This is a genomic window from Pueribacillus theae, from assembly GCF_003097615.1.
GTDB classification, from domain to species: domain Bacteria; phylum Bacillota; class Bacilli; order Bacillales; family UBA6769; genus Pueribacillus; species Pueribacillus theae.
Genome location: NZ_QCZG01000010.1, coordinates 1 through 22,702 on the forward strand (window position 1 = coordinate 1; position 22,702 = coordinate 22,702).

At 39.8% G+C, this 22,702-nt stretch carries 19 protein-coding genes and 1 tRNA gene; all 20 read right to left on the reverse strand.

All coding sequences use genetic code 11. The features are described from left to right. Nucleotides 1-111 precede the first annotated feature (111 nt). The 20 genes from clpX to nikB all read right to left on the reverse strand — a co-directional run bounded on the left by clpX (nucleotide 112) and on the right by nikB (nucleotide 22,696). Complete coding sequence (gene clpX, locus DCC39_RS06450; RefSeq protein ID WP_116554077.1) at nucleotides 112-1,392, reverse strand: ATP-dependent protease ATP-binding subunit ClpX; 1,281 nt, start codon at nucleotides 1,390-1,392, stop codon at nucleotides 112-114. 584 nt (nucleotides 1,393-1,976) lie between these two features. Further along, entirely contained in the window at nucleotides 1,977-3,329 is a 1,353-nt protein-coding gene (gene tig / locus DCC39_RS06455) for a trigger factor (RefSeq protein ID WP_116554078.1), read from the reverse strand. A 117-nt stretch (nucleotides 3,330-3,446) separates the two neighbouring features. Further along, nucleotides 3,447-4,472, reverse strand: coding sequence for a tetratricopeptide repeat protein (locus DCC39_RS06460; RefSeq protein WP_116554079.1), 1,026 nt, complete (start codon nucleotides 4,470-4,472; stop codon nucleotides 3,447-3,449). A 166-nt stretch (nucleotides 4,473-4,638) separates the two neighbouring features. Further along, nucleotides 4,639-5,223, reverse strand: coding sequence for a 3-isopropylmalate dehydratase small subunit (leuD, locus tag DCC39_RS06465; RefSeq protein ID WP_116554080.1), 585 nt, complete (start codon nucleotides 5,221-5,223; stop codon nucleotides 4,639-4,641). Nucleotides 5,224-5,237: 14 nt separating this feature from the next. Continuing rightward, on the reverse strand, nucleotides 5,238-6,653 hold the full coding sequence (gene leuC / locus DCC39_RS06470) for a 3-isopropylmalate dehydratase large subunit (protein WP_116554081.1): 1,416 nt from the start codon (nucleotides 6,651-6,653) through the stop codon (nucleotides 5,238-5,240). Between the two features lie 29 nt (nucleotides 6,654-6,682). Beyond that, a complete protein-coding gene (leuB, locus tag DCC39_RS06475; protein WP_116554082.1) occupies nucleotides 6,683-7,756 on the reverse strand; it encodes a 3-isopropylmalate dehydrogenase in 1,074 nt (357 codons plus the stop codon). Nucleotides 7,757-7,972: 216 nt separating this feature from the next. Then, the gene (gene ilvC, locus DCC39_RS06480) at nucleotides 7,973-8,992 is read right to left on the reverse strand and encodes a ketol-acid reductoisomerase (RefSeq protein ID WP_116554083.1); all 1,020 of its coding nucleotides are present in this window, start codon (nucleotides 8,990-8,992) and stop codon (nucleotides 7,973-7,975) included. Nucleotides 8,993-9,017: 25 nt separating this feature from the next. Further along, on the reverse strand, nucleotides 9,018-9,542 hold the full coding sequence (gene ilvN / locus DCC39_RS06485; RefSeq protein WP_116554084.1) for an acetolactate synthase small subunit: 525 nt from the start codon (nucleotides 9,540-9,542) through the stop codon (nucleotides 9,018-9,020). Continuing rightward, on the reverse strand, nucleotides 9,539-11,257 hold the full coding sequence (gene ilvB / locus DCC39_RS06490; protein WP_116554085.1) for an acetolactate synthase large subunit: 1,719 nt from the start codon (nucleotides 11,255-11,257) through the stop codon (nucleotides 9,539-9,541). Before ilvB ends, ilvN begins: the two co-directional genes overlap by 4 nt. Before the next feature lie 1,116 nt (nucleotides 11,258-12,373). Continuing rightward, nucleotides 12,374-12,447 (reverse strand) — tRNA-Gly (locus DCC39_RS06495). A 99-nt stretch (nucleotides 12,448-12,546) separates the two neighbouring features. Then, nucleotides 12,547-13,140 (reverse strand): XTP/dITP diphosphatase, encoded by a 594-nt coding sequence (locus DCC39_RS06500; protein ID WP_116554086.1) that lies wholly within the window; start codon nucleotides 13,138-13,140, stop codon nucleotides 12,547-12,549. Between the two features lie 13 nt (nucleotides 13,141-13,153). Further along, the gene (gene rph, locus DCC39_RS06505) at nucleotides 13,154-13,894 is read right to left on the reverse strand and encodes a ribonuclease PH (RefSeq protein WP_116554087.1); all 741 of its coding nucleotides are present in this window, start codon (nucleotides 13,892-13,894) and stop codon (nucleotides 13,154-13,156) included. A 327-nt stretch (nucleotides 13,895-14,221) separates the two neighbouring features. Next, the gene (locus DCC39_RS06510) at nucleotides 14,222-15,304 is read right to left on the reverse strand and encodes a GerMN domain-containing protein (RefSeq protein WP_116554088.1); all 1,083 of its coding nucleotides are present in this window, start codon (nucleotides 15,302-15,304) and stop codon (nucleotides 14,222-14,224) included. A 687-nt stretch (nucleotides 15,305-15,991) separates the two neighbouring features. Beyond that, the gene (locus tag DCC39_RS06515) at nucleotides 15,992-16,612 is read right to left on the reverse strand and encodes a nucleoside/nucleotide kinase family protein (protein WP_116554089.1); all 621 of its coding nucleotides are present in this window, start codon (nucleotides 16,610-16,612) and stop codon (nucleotides 15,992-15,994) included. 22 nt (nucleotides 16,613-16,634) lie between these two features. Further along, on the reverse strand, nucleotides 16,635-17,063 hold the full coding sequence (locus DCC39_RS06520) for a GNAT family N-acetyltransferase (RefSeq protein ID WP_116554090.1): 429 nt from the start codon (nucleotides 17,061-17,063) through the stop codon (nucleotides 16,635-16,637). A gap of 64 nt (nucleotides 17,064-17,127) precedes the next feature. Beyond that, on the reverse strand, nucleotides 17,128-17,805 hold the full coding sequence (locus DCC39_RS06525) for an HAD family hydrolase (protein WP_116554091.1): 678 nt from the start codon (nucleotides 17,803-17,805) through the stop codon (nucleotides 17,128-17,130). Between the two features lie 210 nt (nucleotides 17,806-18,015). Then, nucleotides 18,016-19,650, reverse strand: coding sequence for an ABC transporter substrate-binding protein (locus DCC39_RS06530; RefSeq protein WP_240613561.1), 1,635 nt, complete (start codon nucleotides 19,648-19,650; stop codon nucleotides 18,016-18,018). Between the two features lie 82 nt (nucleotides 19,651-19,732). Continuing rightward, nucleotides 19,733-20,704, reverse strand: a complete 972-nt coding sequence (locus tag DCC39_RS06535) for an MBL fold metallo-hydrolase (RefSeq protein ID WP_240613562.1) — start codon at nucleotides 20,702-20,704, stop codon at nucleotides 19,733-19,735. Nucleotides 20,705-20,738: 34 nt separating this feature from the next. After that, the gene (locus DCC39_RS06540; RefSeq protein ID WP_116554094.1) at nucleotides 20,739-21,647 is read right to left on the reverse strand and encodes an ABC transporter permease; all 909 of its coding nucleotides are present in this window, start codon (nucleotides 21,645-21,647) and stop codon (nucleotides 20,739-20,741) included. Nucleotides 21,648-21,745: 98 nt separating this feature from the next. Next, on the reverse strand, nucleotides 21,746-22,696 hold the full coding sequence (gene nikB / locus DCC39_RS06545; protein WP_116554095.1) for a nickel ABC transporter permease: 951 nt from the start codon (nucleotides 22,694-22,696) through the stop codon (nucleotides 21,746-21,748). Nucleotides 22,697-22,702: the final 6 nt, after the last annotated feature.

Consider the following 22,702-nt stretch of genomic DNA (forward strand, 5'->3'; position numbering starts at 1 on the left):
TTTGATACATCGCTGAAAGCTTTCCGGAACCATACGCCTAGCGTATGGTTTTCTTTTCACAAAAAAGGCAGAAAAACCAACTGGGTTCAGCTGGTTTTTCTCCAAATGCTTCTATGCACTTTCTTTTGGTGTTTCTTTTTTTGAACTTTCTTGAACGACCGTTCCATCTTCCAACAACAATTTTGGCGGCTGGTTTTCGGTAATCGTTTCTTTCGTTATAATACATTTTTTTATGTCCTCGCGTGACGGCAAGTCATACATCACATCGAGCATCACCATTTCAATAATGGAACGAAGGCCCCTTGCTCCTGTTTTTCGTTCGATCGCTTGTTTTGCAATTTCGACGAGTGCCTCATCTTCAAATTCGAGCTCGACATCATCAAATTCGAGCAGCTTTCGATACTGTTTTACAAGGGCATTTTTAGGCTTAGTTAAAATATCAACGAGTGCTTCTTCATCCAATTGTTCAAGTGTCGCAAGAATAGGCAACCGGCCGATGAATTCTGGAATCAATCCGAATCGAAGCAAATCTTCCGGCAATACCTTTGACAAATATTCATTGTCTTTTAGTTCTTCCTTGCTTGAGTCAGCGCCGAAGCCGATTACTTTTTTACCGAGGCGGTTTTTTACAATCTGTTCGATTCCGTCAAATGCTCCGCCAACGATAAACAAAATATTCGTCGTATCGATCTGGATAAATTCCTGATGCGGATGTTTTCTGCCGCCTTGTGGTGGGACACTTGCTGTTGTACCTTCTAATATTTTTAAAAGCGCCTGCTGCACACCTTCACCGGAAACATCGCGGGTAATCGATGGGTTTTCCGATTTGCGTGCAACCTTATCGATTTCATCAATATAAATGATGCCTTTTTCGGCTTTCTCAACGTCGTAATCTGCTGCTTGGATTAGTTTCAATAAAATGTTCTCAACATCTTCTCCGACATAGCCAGCTTCAGTAAGCGATGTTGCATCTGCAATCGCGAACGGGACATTCAAAATTCGGGCCAATGTTTGCGCAAGCAATGTTTTTCCGCTTCCAGTTGGGCCAAGCAAAACAATATTACTTTTTGCAAGTTCCACATCATCGTTTTTTTGAGTTGTGTTGATCCGTTTATAATGGTTATATACGGCAACTGAAAGGGATTTTTTAGCCCTGTCCTGCCCAATGACATAATCGTTTAGGACCTCGCGGATTTCATGAGGCTTTGGTATTTCTTTAATCTCAACTTCTTCTTCACTGCCCAATTCTTCTTCCACAATTTCCGTGCACAATTCGATACATTCATCACAAATATATACTCCAGGCCCTGCAACTAACTTGCGGACTTGGTCTTGTGTTTTTCCACAAAAAGAACATTTTAATTGTCCTTTTTCATCGTTAAATTTAAACATAACGTTCACCCCTTACTCTTATCATGATGAATAAGCTTGATAAATTATGCTAACTTCCTGAAAATTTATTTTAAGTGTGTGTTCAAAAAGGAGGACAACGAGAGAGTATTTCAACTAAAGGCAGGCCACGTCCTTGTGGCCAACGTTGAAATGTCGCCATCCTGGCTCCGTCGAGGAAGCGTAGCTCTGAACACCGCAGCGTATGTTTGTAGGATACGTGAGGAGCGGAAGAGCAAGCTGACAAAGAGATTCGCCGCCTATTAATGAAGTTCGACTAAAGGCATCACGTCCTGTGATAACGTCGAACTGACTTACCTCCTGTAAGCCTCCGGACTTTTTGAACATCCTCTTTAAGAACAGTATGCCTGATTTTTTCCATCGTCCTGCATAATTTTGAATCATTCGAGCATCATTTAAGAACAATTGTTTTTGAAATCGCTCATTATGTATTGCATTGTATCACAGTTTTTATTCGAATTAAAACAAAAGCACTTGCTCCAAACAGTTATTACTATTTGCCTTATATGTATCGTTTATGTAGTGTAGCAAACAAGGCACGTTTTGCGTGCCTTGTTTGCTTTATATTATTCTTCTGTCTGTTCTTTTTGCTCTTCAGTGGCTTCTTCTTCAGTTCCTTCAGCTTTAGGAACTTCTTTGCTGTTTTCAACAAGAAAATCTACTGTTTTTCGAATGATCACATCACGCTTTACAGCTTCATTCCCACCTTGCATATTGAGCATTCCCTTAATTTGCTCCACTTCCATATTGTACGTTTCAGCCATTTTATTTATTTCTGCTTCTACTTCTTCATCAGTGGCTTCAATGTTTTCAGCTTCACTGATAGCTTCAAGCGTTAAATTCGTGCGCACGCGGAACTCGGCATCTTCTTTCATTTGATCACGAAGTGCATTTTCATCTTGGCCGGAAAATTGGTAATACATATCAAGGGTCATCCCTTGCATTTGGAGACGCTGCCCGAAATCTTGCACCATGCGGTCAAGCTCTGTTTCAATCATGACTTCCGGCAGGTCAATTTCCGCGTTGTTTGTTGCTTGTTCAACAACCGCATCCTCTTTCGCATGTTTCGCCTGATGCTTTTTATCTTCTTCAAGTTGGTTTCTGAGTTTTTCTTTTAAAGCATCAAGAGTTTCAACTTCTTCGTCAACATCTTTTGCAAATTCATCGTCTAATTCAGGCAATTCTTTGCGTTTGATTTCGTGGATTTTCACTTTAAATACAGCGTCTTTTCCAGCGAGTTCTTCCGCATGATATTCTTCAGGAAACGTAACATTGACATCTTTTTCCGTACCGGCTTTTTCACCAATCAATTGTTCTTCAAAACCAGGGATGAAGGAACCAGAACCTAGTTCAAGCGAATAATTTTCAGACTTTCCGCCTTCAAAAGGCTCGCCGTCAACATAACCGTCAAAATCAATTACGACTGTATCTCCTTCTTGGGCTTCCCCATCTTCTACGATAACAAGCTCAGCTTGATTTTCCTGTAGGCGAGTAAGCTCTTTCTGGACATCTTCATCGGTAACCGTTGTATCTTGTTCCTCAACCTCTAACCCTTTATAGTCGCCAAGTTTTACTTCCGGCTTAACAGTGACAGTCGCTTTAAAAATAAGCGATTGGCCCTTCTCCATTTGTTCGATATCCACTTCAGGTCGATCGACCGGTTCGATTCCTGTTTCATCTACAGCTTCAGTATATGCTTCCGGTAAGATAATATCCAACGCATCTTGATATAGAGCTTCCACTCCAAAGCGCTGTTCAAAAATTTTGCGTGGCACTTTTCCTTTTCGGAAACCAGGAACATTTATTTGTTTCACTACTTTTTTAAAAGCTTGGTCAAGTGCATCATTAAATCTATCAGACGTCACTTCTACAGTGAGAATTCCTTGATTTCCTTGTTCTTTTTCCCATTTAGCAGTCATATTTCTTTACCTCCAACATATCTACATTATTCCACTTATTCAGTTCGAACTCTCATTTCTACAACCATTTTATTATAGCATAGATGGACATGTTTTCAATGATATCGACGGTTTCGGTCAATCGTTTCTTTTTAATTGTTTTTCCATTTCAAAAATTTTATCGACGCACTTCATAAATTGTTCATTTTCCACTTTATACTTTTTAGAAACTTCAGCTGGTTCAACTGCAAATCCATTCAATCGGCAACTCACAAAATGAACAGCGGCTGCCCATAAATTCTCGTTTAACGGATTCGGCTTGAAGGGATAAAGCGAAAATAAATACTGTGACCAAATTTGCAAGCTTATGTCGTATAATGAAGGATTGTCATTTTCGATTTTTTCGCCTAGTAGCTTTATGACATGTTGCGAAAAAGGAGCTTCATATGTATTTTTTATGTTCGATGGATTGACAGTCATTTCCTTTGAAAATTTATGTATCTTCATTTTTTCATTTATGTTCTGCTCAGCAAGCTTTTGCAAGATGATACTTTTTAAAATAGGATCTTTCTCTTCATCCTTTAAATAGTTTTTTAAAAGGTTGAGCGACTGTTTATCCGGCTTACGGCTAAGTTTGTTTATTGCAAATAATTGCCTTTCTATTTGATCTCCGTGCAACGCTTCATTTAATTCCTTAAGTTCGGAATCCGCTAGCGATTGTACCGCAATTTCTTTGTTATTCGCCTCTACCATCTTTCTGCTGAATTCCAATAGTTGGTAAAAATATTCAGCTGCATTTGGAGGTAGCTTTTCTTCCTGGATAACAACTTCCAGCGTATTCACAATGGTTTCATATTTTTCAAGCTGAATCAGTATCGAAGCATACACTTGGAGAACTTCAAAGTATTCACCAATTCCTTCTTTTAACATTTGTTCACATAAATAAGCAGCTTCTTCAAGCAGTCCTAACTCGACAAGGCTGATTGCTTTTCCAAAATTAGCTTGAAAGTGTTTTGGTTCAAGATCGAGCAATTGTTCAAAATATTGAAGAGAATTCTCAAATTGTTTCTGTTGTAATGCTTCCATTCCTTTTTCGGCAAGTTTATCACTTAAATTAGGAAAAGGAATGATTTTACCTTCTTCATTATTTTTGTCCTTGCTCATATTATCGCCTACTCTATCGTTTACTAAAGCAGCTCTTCTATCTCTATATTTTTTACAGTGTATCAGGTGACTTAATGAAATACAAGAAAAATTAATATAGCCTTAGCTGTAAATGATTACAACTAAGGCTTGGGGAAGCCGCCATCATATCATTTCAAATGGCTTCTTATCTACTGTTTTCAAATGCCCGGATTTCGTCTTCATGCCGAAGAGTGACGGCAATCTCATCCCATCCGTTTAGCAGCATTTCTCTCCAGTACGGATCGATGTCAAAGGATGCTTGAAAACCCGATGAATCATAAACCATTTGCTGTTCCAAATCAGCAGTTACTTCGTAATCTGCATCTGATGCTTTTTTTGCCATCAGTTCTTTGACTTTTTCATCGTCCAAACGGATAGGCAGAATGCCATTTTTCATGCAGTTGTTATAAAAAATATCCGCAAAGCTTGGTGCGATAATCACTCTGAATCCGTAGTCAAGAAGCGCCCAAGGTGCGTGTTCTCTTGACGAACCGCATCCAAAATTATCGCCGGTTACCAAAATTTCAGCGCCTTGGTTTTCAGGCTGGTTTAATTCAAAGTTTTCATTTAGCTTACCTGGTGCTTTATAGCGCCAATCATAAAATAAGAATTCCCCGAAGCCGCTACGCTCAATTCTTTTTAAAAACTGTTTCGGAATAATTTGATCGGTGTCTACGTTTACCCGATCGAGCGAAGCCACTTTTCCTTTAAACACTTTAATTGGTTTCATTTCGTGCACCTCCTTTAGGAAACGGCTTCTTTTTCTAATGAACGGACGTCTGTGAATTTTCCTGTCACTGCCGCTGCAGCCGCCATTGCAGGGCTGACGAGATGCGTACGTGCACCTTTTCCTTGACGCCCTTCAAAGTTACGGTTTGAAGTAGAAGCGCAACGTTCTCCTTCCGGAATGATGTCCGGATTCATTCCAAGGCATGCACTGCAGCCTGAATCACGCCATTCAAAGCCCGCATCAATAAATATTTTGTCAAGGCCTTCTTCTTCTGCCTTTTCTTTCACTCGCTGTGAACCTGGTACGACAACGGCGGTCACGGTGTTTGCGACTTTCCTGCCTTTAACCACTTCCGCCGCAGATCGCAAATCGCTGATTCTTGAATTCGTACAAGAACCGATGAACACGTGTTGGATTTCAATTTCACTGATCGGTGTACCCGGCTCAAGACCCATATATTCAAGTGCGCTTTCTGTCGCTCTTTGATCCGTTTCTGAAGTGAAATCACTTGGGAAAGGAATTTTTTCATCAATCGAAATTCCCATCGAAGGATTTGTTCCCCATGTTACTTGAGGCTTAATTTGGCTTGCGTCAATTTTAATCGTCTTGTCGTAAACCGCACCTTCATCAGTCGCAATCTTTTTCCATTCTTCTACGGCTTTATCAAAGTCCTCACCTTTTGGTGCATATTTCCTGCCTTTGATATATTCAAATGTCACTTCATCAGGGCTGATTAAACCAGCTTTTGCCCCGCCTTCAATTGACATATTACAGATTGTCATCCGCTCTTCCATTGACATGTTCCGGATTGTATCGCCTGTATATTCAATGACATAGCCAGTACCGAATCCGATGCCGTTTTCTTTTATAATGTGTAAAATAACGTCTTTCGCCGTTACATAAGGATCAAGCTTCCCGTTGATTTCAACGTTTAATGTTTTTGCCTTTGCTTGCCATAATGTTTGTGTCGCAAGCACATGTTCGACTTCACTCGTTCCGATTCCGAATGCAAGCGTGCCGAAAGCTCCGTGTGTTGATGTATGGCTGTCACCGCATACGATTGTTTTCCCAGGCTGGGTTAAGCCGAGTTCAGGTCCTATAACATGGACAATTCCTTGTTCAGGACTCTCCAGGTCGAACAATGGAATATTGAACTCCTTACAGTTTTTTTCCAGTGTTTCGATTTGTTTTTTTGCAATTAAGTCCTGCAAGTTAAATCGGTCAACAGTCGGAACGTTATGGTCCATCGTTGCAAACGTCAAATCAGGACGTCTTACTTTTCGGTTGTTTATGCGCAGCCCTTCAAAGGCCTGGGGGGATGTTACTTCATGGACAAGATGCAAATCGATATAAAGCAAAGCTGGTTTGCCTTTCTCTTCGATAACAACATGGTTATCCCATAGTTTTTCATATATTGTTCTAGGCGCCAAAATTGTTCCTCCTCTCGTTTGACACAAAACTATTCAGTTAATGCCGCCTTTACCTTTTCTGTCATCTCGGTTGTAGAAATAACAGGTGAATGTGAATCAGCAATATCTTGCGTACGGTATCCTTCATTCAGCACGTTTTGAACAGCCGATTCAATGGCGCTTGCTTCTTCACTTAGATTAAATGAATATTTCAGCATCATTGCTGATGAAAGGATCATAGCCAAAGGGTTTGCTTTACCTTGGCCGGCAATATCCGGCGCCGAACCGTGTACAGGTTCATAAAGGCCCGGACCATCTGCGCTGAGGCTTGCCGATGGCAGCATACCGAGCGAACCTGTCATCATTGACGCTTCATCGCTCAAAATATCGCCGAATAAATTTTCTGTCACAATGACATCAAACTGTTTAGGATTTCTGATTAACTGCATCGCAGCATCATCAACAAGCCTATGATCATATTCGACATCAGGGAATTTGGGGGCAATCTCCTCAACAACTTCCCTCCACATCCGGCTTGATTCAAGTACATTCGCTTTATCTACAGATGTTAATTTCTTTCTACGGACTTGCGCCAATTCAAACCCTTTTTGAACAATTCTTTCAATTTCTTTTCTCGTATAATGGAGTGTATCGACAACGGCATCTTTATTTTCGCCTATCCGTTCACTCGGCCTGCCGAAATAAAGCCCGCCGGTAAGCTCGCGTACGATCATTAGATCGACACCATTTACAACTTCAAATTTTAATGTTGAAGCCTCCGCAAGGCTTTCAAATACTGTGACGGGGCGTAGGTTGGCGAATAAATCAAGTGATTTGCGAAGCGTTAACAGGCCTTTTTCTGGACGAAGTTCGCTTGGATTTCCATCCCACTTCGGTCCTCCAACAGCTCCTAATAAAATCGCATCACTTTCCCGACAAATGGTTAGCGTTTCATCGGGTAAGGGTGTGCCGTATTCATCAATGGCACACCCTCCGATTAACCCTTTTTTAAATTCGAATTCGTGTCCGAACTTTTCACTTACCACTTTCAAAACGCTTATAGCACTTTCGGCAACCTCTGCTCCAATTCCGTCACCAGGCAGAACAGCAATTTGTTTTTTCATATCGGATCGTCCTCCTGCTTCAATGTTAGACTACTGGCGACATTCTATTATTTAAGAGGTTGTTCAAAAAGTCCGGGAACGATAGGTTGCGAATCTCTTCGTCAGCTTGCTCTTCCGCTCCTCACGTATCCTACAAACATACGCTGCGGTGCTCAAAGCTGCGCTTCCTCGATCTTCTTGCCTCTCGTTGTCCTCCTTTTTGAACACTCACTTTAATTAGTTTTTGCTGCCGACAACTTCTTTTGACTTTGATTTAACAAATGGCATCATTTCACGAAGCTTGCTTCCAACTTCTTCAATGAGATGCTCATTTTCAATTTTATTAATCGTTTTGAATTCAGGACGATTTGCTTGGTTTTCAAGGATCCAGCCTTTTGCAAATTTACCAGTTTGAATATCCTCTAATACTTCTTTCATTGCTTTTTTCGTATCTTCTGTAATCACGCGCGGTCCGGATACAAAGTCACCCCATTGTGCAGTGTCAGAGATGGAGTAGCGCATGCCGGCAAGTCCGCCTTCATACATGAGGTCAACAATTAGCTTCAATTCATGCAAGCATTCAAAATAAGCAACTTCAGGTTGGTATCCAGCTTCAACAAGCGTTTCAAATCCTGCTTTTACAAGTGAAGTTAATCCACCGCAAAGAACAGCTTGCTCTCCAAATAGGTCTGTTTCAGTTTCTTCTTGGAAAGTAGTTTCCAATACGCCCGCACGTCCGGCTCCGATTCCTTTTGCATAAGATAATGCAAGCTGCTTCGCTTTGCCAGTGACGTCTTGCTGAATTGCAAACAATGCTGGCACGCCTGCTTCTTCCGTATATGTTCTTCTTACAAGATGTCCTGGCCCTTTTGGCGCAACAAGCAATACGTCAACATTGCTTGGTGGAACAACTTGATGGAAGTGAATGTTAAAGCCATGGGCGAATAGAAGGGCTTTTCCTTCTGTTAAACCTGGTTCGATTTCATTTTTGTATACTTCCGGCTGAAATTCGTCAGGCAAAAGTACCATAATGACGTCAGATTGTTCAACTGCTTCTTTTACAGAATACACATTAAATCCGTCTTCTTCCGCTTGTTCCCAAGACTTTCCTTTTCTTAATCCAATAACAACGTCATTCCCGCTGTCTCTTAAATTAAGTGCATGTGCATGTCCTTGGGACCCATAACCGATGATTGCAATTTTTTTTCCTTGTAGTAAATCCTCTTGTACATCACCGTTGTAATAAACTTTTGCCATGATAAATCTCTCCTCTTTATATGTTTTAATTAATAATTGAAAATGATTTAATCTCGTTTTCTTGTTTCTGTGTGCCCCTTGTGAATGCTGTTACACCTGTTCTGCCCAATTCTTTAATGCCAAACGGTCGAAGCAAGTTAATAAGAGCTTCCACTTTATCAGGATCCCCTGTTACTTGAACGGTCATGCTTGATTGGCTCACATCAATTACAGTTGCCCTGAATGGCTCAATCAAACTGAACAGTTCATTCCTTGTTTGCGGTGTTGTAATCATTACTTTGATTAAAGCAAGCTCTCTGGCCACGATGGCTTGATCTGTAATATCGTTCACCTTAAGAACGTCAATCTGTTTATGGAGCTGTTTAATGACTTGTTCAAGCTTGTGTTCATCTTCTACATTTACAACAAAAGTCATTCTGGAAATGCCAGGCGTTTCAGCATGGCCAACTGTAATGCTCTCAATATTGTATTGCCGTTTCATGAACAATCCGGTAATCCGGTTAAGGACACCTGCCTGATTGTTCACAGTCAATGTAATAATGCGTTTCATGGTCTCACCCCAATCATTTCATGCGATCCTTTTCCAGTCGGAACCATTGGGTATACATTTTCGTCTGGTGTAACGCGGCAATCGATAAGAAGCGGGCGGTCAAGATCGATTACATTTTTTAATACGCTTTCGGCTTCACTAAGCGATTCCACTCTCACACCTTGAATGCCATACGCTTCAGCAAGTTTTACAAAGTCGGGTTGATGCGGCATTAATGATTCAGAATAGCGCTCTTCATAGAAGAGTTCCTGCCATTGGCGGACCATGCCAAGTGAATAGTTGTTTACAATCACGATTTTAATTGGTAAATTAAGTTCTTCAATCAAGCAAAGTTCTTGGTTTGTCATTTGGAATCCGGCATCACCAACAATGGAGACGCACGTACGATTGGGTTCAGCCATTTGCGCTCCGATTGCAGCCGGCAGGCCAAATCCCATTGTTCCAAGCCCGCCGGATGTTACGAGGCGATTCGGCTGTTTAAACTTGTAATATTGAGCAGCCCACATTTGGTGCTGGCCAACATCGGTTGTTACAACTGCTTCTCCATCTGTCAACTCATGAATCATTTCGATTAATTTTTGCGGCTTTAACTCATTGCCTTCTTGTTTATACCAAAACGGGAATTCTTTTTTATAGTTCTTTAAATGGCTATTCCATTCTGTAAAAGATAAGCCTTTTTCCGTTTCGTTAAGAAGTGCAACTATGGCCTCTTTTGCATCCCCGACAATTGGGATTTGCGTATCAACGATCTTACCAATTTCAGCCGGGTCAATATCAATATGGGCTACTTTTGCATTCGGTGCAAAAACTGCAGGGTTGCCTGTGAGCCTGTCGTCAAAGCGCGCCCCGATATTAATTAGCAAATCACTCTCATAAATTGCCATGTTCGCTGCATACAGCCCGTGCATCCCAGCCATGCCAATAAACTGTTGATGATTTCCCGATATTGCGCCTAAACCAAGCAAAGTTGATACAACTGGGATGTTCGTCATTTCAACGAATTGTGTTAATTCATGATGCGCTTTTGAGAAAATAACGCCGGCACCTGTAAGGATAACTGGCTTTTTAGCACGTTTAATTGCTTCGCTTAATTTTTTGATTTGCAGTAGATTTGGTGTTGTTGTCGGCTGATAGCCAGGCAAGTTAACAGAATCAGGGTAACTAAATTCACCGTCGGAAGTTGCTATGTCTTTAGGAATATCAATAAGTACTGGACCCGGCCTTCCTGTTGACGCGATGTGAAATGCTTCCTTAATAATTCTTGGTATGTCTTTCACATCTCTCACTTGGTAATTATGTTTTGTAATCGGCATTGTAACACTCATAACATCCGTTTCTTGAAAGGCATCAGACCCAATAACATTTGTTCCTACCTGTCCTGTTAAAACAACGAGAGGCAAGGAATCAAGCATTGCATCGGCAATTCCTGTCACAAGGTTAGTCGCTCCAGGCCCGGAAGTCGCCAATACGACGCCCGGTTTCCCTGAAACTCTGGCATATCCTTCAGCCGCATGAATCGCCCCTTGTTCATGTCTTGTAAGGACGTGCTTAATCGACTGTCCATAAAGGGCATCATAGATAGGGAGAGCAGCTCCACCCGGATAACCAAAAATCATTTCAACATTTTCTCTCTTTAATGATTCTATGAGAATTGACGCGCCCGACAATTTGTTTCTTGCTTCTTTTTCATTTTCAAGCTTTACATTCGCAGCCATAACAATCTCCTCCCTATATAAGAATTAGTAAATTGGGCTTGCTTTTGGCTTTCATTCCATAAATACAAAAAAACCTTTCCATCCCGAATAGACTCCATAGAAGTCTAAAGGGATGAAAAGGTTTCTTTTCATGGTACCACCCTTTTTCACGGTGTCCTTTCGAACAGCCGTCTCACGGACGATCGTATTTCTTCTCAGTTCCGTCCTTTTGATAACGAGTGTGGTTCACTCGGATCATCCTAATGATGGGTTTTTCCCACTTTCAGAAAATCACTCAAAGGCGAAGTCGGCGCGGGGGATAACACCGGTTTTCAGCGACCCGGCTCTCTGGAGTTATCGACTCCCCGTCCTTTTACCTTCTCATCGTTTTAACAATCTATTCGGTATTACTATTATATTATTTCTTTATAATAAAATTCTAATTGATCTTAAATAAGTTCCTCAACCACTTCAATGATCTTCATCAAGTTATGTTTAAGGACTATCATACGACGATTTCCTTCAATGGTCAACCGTTTTTCGCAAAAAAAATAGAAACAGTTAAAAAGATATGTTTATACTTGTACAAACATAGGAATCGTTTCTTTTTTGATGGCGTCCCAGGAGAGATTCGAACTCCCGACCGACGGCTTAGCTTACCACTATGACTTTCGTCACCAAACATAATATTGTTTGTGGTCTGGACTATATCTTCACCATTTCAGGTGCGACACGTATAGTCTCTACGGAACCTCACGATAATTCAGTTGATTATTCTTTGGAGTTTTTACCCTCAAGTCCAACTTGAACCTTCAAAACTCCTAGATTTCCTTTAAATAAAAAAGGAAATCGTAAGTTTCCTCGGTATTACCATCAGCATAACCTGTTAAGGCTTCACCGATATAGTGTCGTCCACTCTAAAGGTTCTTGTTTCCCTTTAGAGGCTCCTATTCTTGAAGGCCGTTGCTCTATCCAGCTGAGCTACTGGGACGTAATTCAAGGTGTTATTCAGTTTGTCGTCCCCATCTCAGTTTGCTTTTTCATGGATGCGGCTCGACGGGTACGCTGTAGAAATTTCTGAAAGCTTACTCGATCGTGCTCTATCCAGCTGAGCTACCGGGACTAATTAAATTTTTATGGAGCGGGTGATGGGAATCGAACCCACGACCAGAGCTTGGAAGGCTCTTGTTTTACCACTAAACTACACCCGCAAGAAAAAACGTCATCCATTGGCGACGTTTTATAATATAACTTATTTTCTTTCTTATGTCAATCTTATTTGGCAAGAAAAACAAAGAACGGGAGGAATTTTAAAACAACGACTCCCATTCACTTTTTAATTTATCCATTGCACGCTTCCTATGAGAAATTTCATTTTTCTCTTCGGTTGTCAGCTCTGCCATCGTTTTATTTTTTTCCGGCACATAGAAAATAGGATCATATCCAAACCCATGATTTCCTTTAGGTTCTTCTGTTATAAATCCTGAACATTTCCCTTCAAAAACAATGGTTTCTTTACCAGGCCTTGCAACTGCTAATGTACAAATAAACGTGGCTGTTCTTTTTTCAACCGGAATCCCTTCCATTTCTTTAAGCACTTTCTGGATGTTAGCTTCGTCGCTTTTATCTTCACCTGCATAACGCGCGGAATAAATGCCTGGCCTTCCATGTAATGCATCGATCGCAAGGCCGGAATCATCGGCAATGACAATTTCATTATATTTTCGGCTAAATGCTTCAGCCTTTAAAATAGCATTTGCTTGAAACGTGTCGCCGGTTTCTTCGACATCAATCACCTCTGGATAATCCTGCAGCGATTTAACAATAATGCCTTCTTTTTCAAATAGCTTCTTGAAATCATTCAATTTACCAAGATTTGTTGTTCCAATTAAAATTGTTTTCATCGTTTAACCATCCCTACTTGCCTATATCGTTAGCAATCTCGCCTAATACTTCTTTTTGTGTAGCAATTAATTCATTGATCCCTTTTGAAGCAAGTTTCAGCATTGCATCAAGTTGGGGATAAGAAAATGTTGATTCCTCTCCAGTACCTTGTAATTCAACAAATTCACCGTTTCCTGTCATGACAACATTCATATCTACAAGCGCTTTTGAATCCTCCGCATAGTTCAAATCCAAAATTTCACCGAACTCCTCTATGACCCCAACAGATATGGCAGCAAGAAAATCTTTAACCGGCATCTGCTTGATCGTTTCTCGTTCAAGCAGTTTATGAAAAGCGAGGGACATCGCTACAAAAGAACCTGTAATAGAAGCAGTTCTAGTACCGCCATCGGCTTGAATGACATCGCAGTCAAGCCAAAGAGTTCTTTCTCCCAGAAGATTTAGATCAACCACTGATCGCAAGGCCCTGCCAATTAATCTTTGAATTTCCATCGTTCTTCCAGAAACCTTGCCTCTGCTTGATTCTCTAATGTTTCTTTGCTCCGTTGCCCTCGGGAGCATGGCGTATTCCGCTGTAATCCAGCCCTTCCCCTGTCCCCGCATAAAAGGCGGTACACGTTCTTCTATGCTTGCTGCACAAATGACTTTTGTACCCCCAACAGATAGGAATACCGATCCTTCTGGATGTTTAATGTAGTCTTTTTCAATATGTACTTCTCTCATTTGATCATGTTTTCTTCCGTCAATTCTCATGGGGCCCTCCTTAAAAATAGAAAAACATCATTAAAAATAATTGCTATATACGTTGAACAAAGAATTTTAAACACAGTTGGATTTGAGGATGGCAAGGATGTATTCAAGACACTTCGAAACCTTCCGGGCGACTACGAGTAAAACAACGTTGATCTTTCCCCAGTTCTCTTCATTTAGAGAGCCAAACTCAAAAGACTGCTATTAAAATCTTTTGTTCCTTATTATATAGAATGGTCTTTTTAAGTAAAAAAGAGGAGGCTGGATGCCCCCTTTCAACCAAATATATTATAAAATACGTGAAGGTGAATCGCAAATGAAGCCGCATATTTAAAAACCTTTTGTTTCTGATACCATGTCTCTTGTAACAGGTTGAGATAAAGGTTTTCCAGATTCTGTGAGAACGTTCGCTTCGCCATTGACGTTTATTGCAATTTCCTTAATATCCTCGTTTTCGGTTAAAGTTAAGACGAGGGAATGAAGCGCTTCATCGGAAATTGCTTTTTGGTTGTCAAGAATCGCTTCATTGAAATCAAGCGTGAGAAGCCCTTCGCTATCTTTAAGAATGTCCAATATTTCCACTTCTTTTGGAAAATCAGAGAACAAGCCAGATTGTAAACTAGGACCTTCGATTAGCCCATTAACCGCAGCGGCAACTTTATCATTTTCTTCGTTTTTAGCTACTCTTTTAGTAACCGGGACATAATAACGGTTCTCGCCAGACTGGGCGAGAAAATAAAGCGTGACTCCAACACTATCTGACAAATCTGTTACACTTCCGGAATCAATGTTAATTCCATCTTCCCTGCTGACACCTCCGGAAATTGGCGTTCCATCGACTGGCATGACTTCTTGATCATGCCCATTGATGCGGATTTTAACTTTGTTAATATTGTCAAATTGTGTCAAGGTCCAAGTGATTGCTTGAAGAATCTTTTGTTCATCAGCCGCTTGATATTCTTTAAATTCTTCAGAGAAATCAGCAATTGCAGTATCATCTTTAATGTTTACACCGAGCACTTGGGTTCCTGCAGGCAAAACCGCCTGAAAGCCATTTGGCAATAATTCGCTTACGGGTCCATCCTTTACTAAATACTCAAGCGCTTGAGTAGCCACCTCTTTTGATTCAGGTACAGGAATTTCCAGCATTTGCGGTACAACCATACCCTTCTCATCAATTAAAAATAGTTGCCTTTTCACTTTCTCGGCGTCGGCGGTATTTTCTTCAGATGTTTTGGCAGATTCTTCTTTATCATCTGCAAGCTCTCCATCTTCATTTTCATCAACCAAACTGACATCTTTCGGCGGATCAATATCCACTTCTCTATTTTTTCCTATCAGACCACAGCCGGCGATTATGAATAATAAAAGCGAAAGCAATAGTAAAAACGCAAATTTAAAACGCTTACGCATCCTTTTTCCCTCCCAAGCTAGTTTGTACTACTATTTATACGAGCTATGGGAAGTTTTAGACCAAAAAAAGCTACAAAGAAATTAAAAATCTCTTTGCAGGGACGCGTACCTTTATTTTAATTTTTACAAACGTTTTTCATCTGGATACGGCCATAAGAAGCATGGATGTAATTGTCTTTAACATACGTAAGGCTGTTGTGTCTTTTAATATACGTCTGTAACAAAACCAAAACACAATTTCGCCTGGCGAGGATCGTATGGTTGTAATTTTTCTTTTTCACTCAAAGGAATTTCTCGGGCCTATGCTAACCTTAAAGGTAGCTCATTTTCTTAAGAAATAGTTATAAGGGTACAAGCTAATTTTTCGTGATATAATGTACATGAAAAGAGTGTTAAAACGTATTATAATAAAGACCGTCGATACGGCAATATCGACGGCCACAATAGAACCGAACCCGACAAAAGGGGGCTAGGCAGCACGAGGAAAAATAATCTCTCTCAATAGCCTACCATGCACATGAGGAATTATTTTTTATGGCTTTTATCGGACATTATATATATAACAATAACCATCACTGTTCTTTGATTTTCAATTTGATTACAAGCACCATTATTGGTAAATTGAACATTTATTGTTTCCGGCAATTATTCACTATCCTGCTTGATTACAGCTAACTATTACCTTTGCTATTCTTCTAAATATCTAATTATATAATTTGCTTTTAAAATAGGGGAACAGCTAGAAATATACATTTCTTCGGCAGGAAAATAACGTCGTTCATATTTTTCTTTAACAGCTGGTGTCCCTCCTATATATGAATCTCTGTTAATTACTCTTTTTAACCGAACATCCTTGGGTACATCTATAAAAATAACGTAATCAAAAAAAGGGCCTAATTCAGGTCGTTGTAAAAATACACCCTCTACAATTACGACTGTATCCCTTGAAATCTTAATATGGCGTTTAATATAATTATCATTGATTTTCTCATATATTTCTATTTCTTTATTAATTTCAACTCCTGAATGAATTGGGGACAAAATTTCATTTATTAAGTAATCATACCGCCATTGCAAGTTATAGTAACAATACCTTTCCTCTTTTGTAATATCATAACGAATATTTTTAGGATATATGAAATCATCAATATGTAAGACAATTGCTTTAATGTCTAATTTTTCAAAAAAGTTTAGAACAACTTGAGCAAAGGCTGTTTTCCCCGCACCACCCAAACCATCAATTCCTAATACAAAACTCCGATTATTAGAACTTAATTTTAATAACTGCAAAATTTCATTAAGAGGCATTTTTGCTTACTCCTTTATTAAGTTAGAGCAGACTTTTAACAAATCCAGTACTCTTGTCTTTAAATCCCAGATTTAAATAAAATTGATGTGCATTATTTCTCTCTTCTCGATTTCCGCTGTTTAAAACGATTACACTTGCGCCTTGTTTTCTTGCCCAATTTTCTGCTTCGATTAGCTTTTTGCCTAGTCCTTTTCTCCGATAGTTAGAATCCACAACAAAAGCCACAATTCGAATATAAGAACCATCATATTCGTAAAACATCCCAGTACATAAACCGGCCATACCAACAACTTTTCCACCGATATCGGCAACTATCGTATGATAACTAGGGTTCGATTCTATATTATTAAATCTAATTTCCATTTTTTCTACTGAAGTAGGATAACCAAGTTGCGTCATTAATGAGGCTAATTCAGGAATATCGTTTATTGTAGCTTTTCTAATTTTCATCCATTTTTCTCCTCCAACTAAGTACTCTTACTACACCAGTCTCGATACAATTTGATATTCCTTCCTAGATACCAGATCTTGTTAATTTGTCATCTATAATTGGTAATAATTCTTTTAAATCATCAATTACATAATCTGCCTCTACATCTACCCACTGAATATCTTTTTTCCAAATTCCTTTCATTCCGATATTTTGAGCACCTTTTATATCGTTTAATGGATGGTCTCCAACGTATATACTCTCATTCGCTGAAACATTGAGTTGGCTTAATGCTTTTTTAAAAATCTTAGGATTAGGTTTTTTTATACCTTCCCATTCAGAAATGAGTATCGTATCAAAATAATTTTTAATACCTAAAGCCTCTATATTAGTCATTCGGAACTGCCCTTTTCCATTCGTAATCATTCCTAAACGAATGGATCTGCTTTTTAATATGTCTAATATCTTAATTAGATTAGGAAAGGGAACACAACTATATTTAAATTCATCTTTATAATCTTGAAGTAAACCTTCCCATGTTATTTTATTTATATTAAATTCATTGACCATTTGTTGATAAACTTTATCTTTCCAAACATATCCACGGCTATCTAATTCTATAAACCTTGAAATGTATTTTTCTCTTGGAATATGGCCTACCCATTTATTCAATCGCTCGTATTGTTCGACTATAAACTTTTGAATCGAAGCATCTCTATTTAACAAAGTACCATCTAAATCAAAAATAACCGCCTTAATCATATCTGCTTTCAATAAATGAAATTAATTTGTTCTGAAGCTCATCCGCATTATTACTGTATTTTAAATACATTTGTACACTCCCTTTATATGTAATAAGTAGTTCCAACTCTAGCAAACCGTTCATTATTTTTTAGTTACATTGACGACGAATTAGCCAATTCGTCGTCAATACAATAAATGCATTTTTCAAAAAACTAATTTGAGGAAATTTTACTTATCAAGCCAAACGTTTTTCATATGAATATTTCCGTAAGATGCATGGGGGTGGTAATTTTTTACATGAGGATGTCTTGGACTGTAAACGTAATTTGTCACCAATGGAATTGGGTTAACGATTTCTTCTAGTAGATAGCGTTGGATGTCGTGAACCTTTGCTTTTCTTTCATTTTCGTCAAGCATCACACGCTGTTCATCAAGCATTTTATCAAGTTCAGGATCACTGACGCCAAACCAGTTGCGCGGCGAACCCGTTCTTAATTGTGTCCTTAACCATTCATCTGCCTCTTGAAAAAACGTTTGGTACGTAACGACCATATCATAGTCTTTCTTTGGATATTTTTCAGTATAGAAAGTTGCGTACTCTGTCACTTGAAAATCGGCATTAATTCCAATCGCTCTTAAATCTTCTGCCACCCACTGTGCGATACGAACCGGTTGTTGACCATATCCATCAGTGACCATGATAGTAGTATCAAACCCATCGGGAAAACCGGCCTCCGCTAACAATTGCTTTGCTTTTTCTTGGTCAAACGGCTGTAATTTTTCTCTTTCTTCTTTTGGTAAAGCCCAATCGCCCAATGATGGGTTAACGGGGCTGCTCACTTCTCCCCCTCCAAAAATCTGGTCAACCGCATTTTGCCGATCGATGGCCATACTAATCGCTTTGCGGACGCGAACGTCTTTAAAAGGATCACGATCCATATTCATTGCTACTTGGATTTGCGTAGGGATCATCACTTCATTAATGACGGTATCTGGGTTCGTCTTTAGCAGATTGTCAATTTCTTCTGGTGAAATTTGGGAGATGACGTCAGCCTTTCCGGTTCGAAACGCAGCGATTTGTGCAGATACATCCGGAATCACCAAATATTCGACTTTCTCGATGTAAGGTTTCCCCTCTTCATAAAAGTCTGGGTTGCGAACAAATGTCGCGCCAATGTTATCTTCCCATTTCTCCAACATAAACGGTCCTGTACCAATCGCTGTAGTCGTTACATCAAAATCTCCATCAATCGCTTCCTTAGGCAAAATCCACATAAAATGATTGGCAATGAAATTTAAGAATGGTGTTAAAGGCTGTTTCAATGTAAAGACGACTGTTTTTTCATCCTTTGCTTCAACACTTTCAACTTCAGCCAGTAATGACGCTTGATGCCCAGGCAATGTCATCATTCTTTCCATAGTAGCAACAACATCCTCTGCCACAAGCTTGCGTCCATTTACTGGAGGGATATTATGGAAATTGGCATCACGCAAATGAAAGGTATAAACCTTTCCGTCATCCGAAACTTCCCACTTTTCGGCTAAATCCCCAACGATATTATAATCGGTATAATCAATATCTGGCCCTGTTTCATAGGTTAATAACTTGTTGTAGACTAAACCCATATATCCATGTGTGTAGATTGATGAAGAACGATGTGGATCAAGCATATCTGGGTCTGATGCCGTGACAATGGTATACGTACCGCCGCTCTTCGGATTTTTCGTTTCATCTTCACTTGATTGAGTACTTTGTTTTGGGCTCTCCTTTTCAACTTCGGCTTCTTTTGCTCCGGAACTGCAGCCTGCTGAAACTAGTGTTACCAATAAAACAAGCAAAGGAACCATCCATTTTAATCGCATTTTTATCCCCCAATCTTGATTTTCACCAAATTTTTACTTGATTGAAACGGATCATTTTTTATAAATAAGCTTTAATCGCCGATTAATTTAGTAAATGGTAAATGTATTTCCCTCTTTTTTTTATGGCTCCCACTTCATTTCTCTGTTGTAAAAGGTCAAGCACACTTGTTATTTCAGAAACAAAAAGCCCTAACGATTGTTGAAAACGTTTCGGATACATTTCTTGTGTAATTTCAAATCCTGTTCCACTATGTTTCTTTAAAATATTTTTAACACGTGATGCACGGTTTTCGATTCTTTCCAATTGTTCATGTATCGCATCATCCAGATTTGTAATCGTAGGACCATGCCCAGAAAAGGTTTGGTCAACAGGGAGATGCAAGCATTTCTTTAAATTATCAATGTATTGGATAAGAGGCTTCGCCCGTTCTTCTCCTAAAGGAGGGGCATCTAGAAAAATTCCTGCCGGCGTTCCTTTTATAATATGATCCCCACAAATAAGCACACGGCTATCTGAACAATATAACGAAATATGGTCTTGTGAATGGCCTTTTGTTTCAATTACTTTCCAACTAGAAAGTCCGGGTACACCATCACCTTCTTTCAATTCTTTTTCCAGCACTAAGCTTGATTCCGTCAGCTTCTTTTTTTTGTGATGATTTAAACGTTGAGCCAACCTATCTGAAACGCCAAATTCAGTAAATAACTCTCTAAAAAATTCTTTGCTCCACTGGTTGAATGCGACATCCCTTTCAATATAGGGTCTTGCGTTTTCATGCGCATAAATGGGTACAGGATTTTTCTCAATGATCCTCTCAAGCAATCCAGCATGATCACTATGATGGTGGGTTAATATAATTTGCTCAATATCACGGATATCCAATCCCCTTTCGTGCAACGCCTCATTTAATTCTTTCCAAGACTGATCGTTTTTCAATCCTGTATCGATTAAGGTTAATTTTTCTCCATAAATAAGATAGACATTGACGGGTCCGACCGGCCAATTTGTTGTCAATGCTATGCTGTCTATTTTTTGTGCCATTTTACTAAACAAGCCACACATCCTTCGAATTTGACATGTTTATCTTTTACGAGGATAGCTTCGGATCAAGGAAGTCTCTTAATGAATCGCCCAACAAATTAAATGCTAAAACACAAAGGCCAAGGGCAAGACCAGGAAATAAGACGAGCCAGGGTGCATTTTCCATGTAACGGCTTGCACCGCTTAGCATTAAACCCCAAGAAGGTTTGGGCGGCGGTGTGCCGATGCCTAAAAAGCTCAAGGATGCTTCAGCAATGATTGATTGGCCAAATGCCAGACTGGAAAGGACAATAATCGGCGCCATCATATTTGGGAGACCGTGTTTCCAAATGATACGGAACACGCTAGAACCTACAGATCTGGATGCCTCAACATAATTCATTTCTCGAATCTTAAGCATTTCCCCCCTCACAATCCGCGCAAAGCGAGGAGTTTCAACGACAACCAATGCTATAATGACATTCTGAATAGCCGGACCTAACAATGCTGCAATAAATAAAGCAAGAATTAAAGCTGGAATCGCCAAGATGGCATCCATGACGCGCTGAAGAATCATATCGACTACTCCACCGAAATAGCCGGAAATCACGCCAAATAAAATACCAAATATTAATGAAAAGACGACTGATGCAAAACCGACAATCAGGGAAATTCGTGAACCGTAAACAATCCGGCTAAATACGTCACGACCTAAATCATCTGTACCTAATATATGTTGGGCGCTCGGGCCGGCAAGGAACGCCTGTCTGTTTTGAGCCACAGGATCATATGGCGCAAGAAGTGGAGCCAATATGGCAACGACAACAACAATGAAGATAAAAATGATAGAAATTGTGCCGATGGGCTGCGTAGCAATAAAACGCTTACAGTCGTCTTTGAATTTAATGAGTTTCGTATTTTTTTTAATGGCGATTTCCTTTTGTGTGATTTGGGGCTCCAATTGTAATTGTTCCACTTTCCCACTCCCCTTTGAAAATAGTTGAACAAAAGGATTTTAAACACAGGTGGTTTGAAGACTGCTATTAAAATCTTTTGTTCCTATCATAAGTTGATTTAACTGTTTCGAATTCTCGGATCAACCCATCCGTACATTACATCGACAACAAGATTAACAAGTAAAAACATCGCACCAAATACAAGGACGGCAGATTGAACAACGGGATAGTCCCTAGAATTAACCGTTTCAAAAATTAAGCTCCCCAAGCCAGGCAAAGAAAAAATCGATTCAAGGACAACGGTTCCGCCCAATAATGTTCCAACTTGTAGCCCAATCAGTGTAATAACAGACACAAGTGAGTTTCTTAGCGCGTGTTTATAAATGACAACCCGTTCTTTTGCACCTTTCGAACGTACTGTACGAATAAAGTCCGAATGCAGGATTTCCAATAAAGCGGAGCGTGTCATCCGTATGATGCTTGCACTAAGCGCAACAGCCAAGACTAGTGAAGGCAAAATCATTTGTTGGATATTGACAACTGGATCTTCGGCAAACGTTTGAAATCCTAAAGGTGGAATCCAATTAAACACAAGCGAAAGGAAGGTAAGCAAGATTAATCCGAGCCAGAAATTCGGTATCGATAGCCCTCCAACCGCCGTCACTCTTAAAAGATTATCAATAAATGTGTTATGTTTTACCGCGGAAATGACGCCAATTGGAATCCCGATTAGGATCGCCATGACCACCGACATGAACGTAAGTTGCAATGTGACAGGCAGTCTGTCAGCAATCATTTGCGTGACGGGTTGTTTTGACCAAAGTGATGTTCCTAAATCTCCTCGAACAGCACCAGCTATCCAATCTGACAGCTGTGCTCCGATACTTTTGTCAAGGCCAAGCTCTTCCTTTATTGCAGCGACCTGTTCGTCTGTAACGGAACCTGCATCGGCAAGCTGAAGCATGACAACATCTCCGGGAACGGCCCGCATGACAACAAAAACAAATGTGACCATAATGAACAAAACTAAAATTCCATAAAGTAAGCGTCGGATAATATACTCTGCCATGTAAAG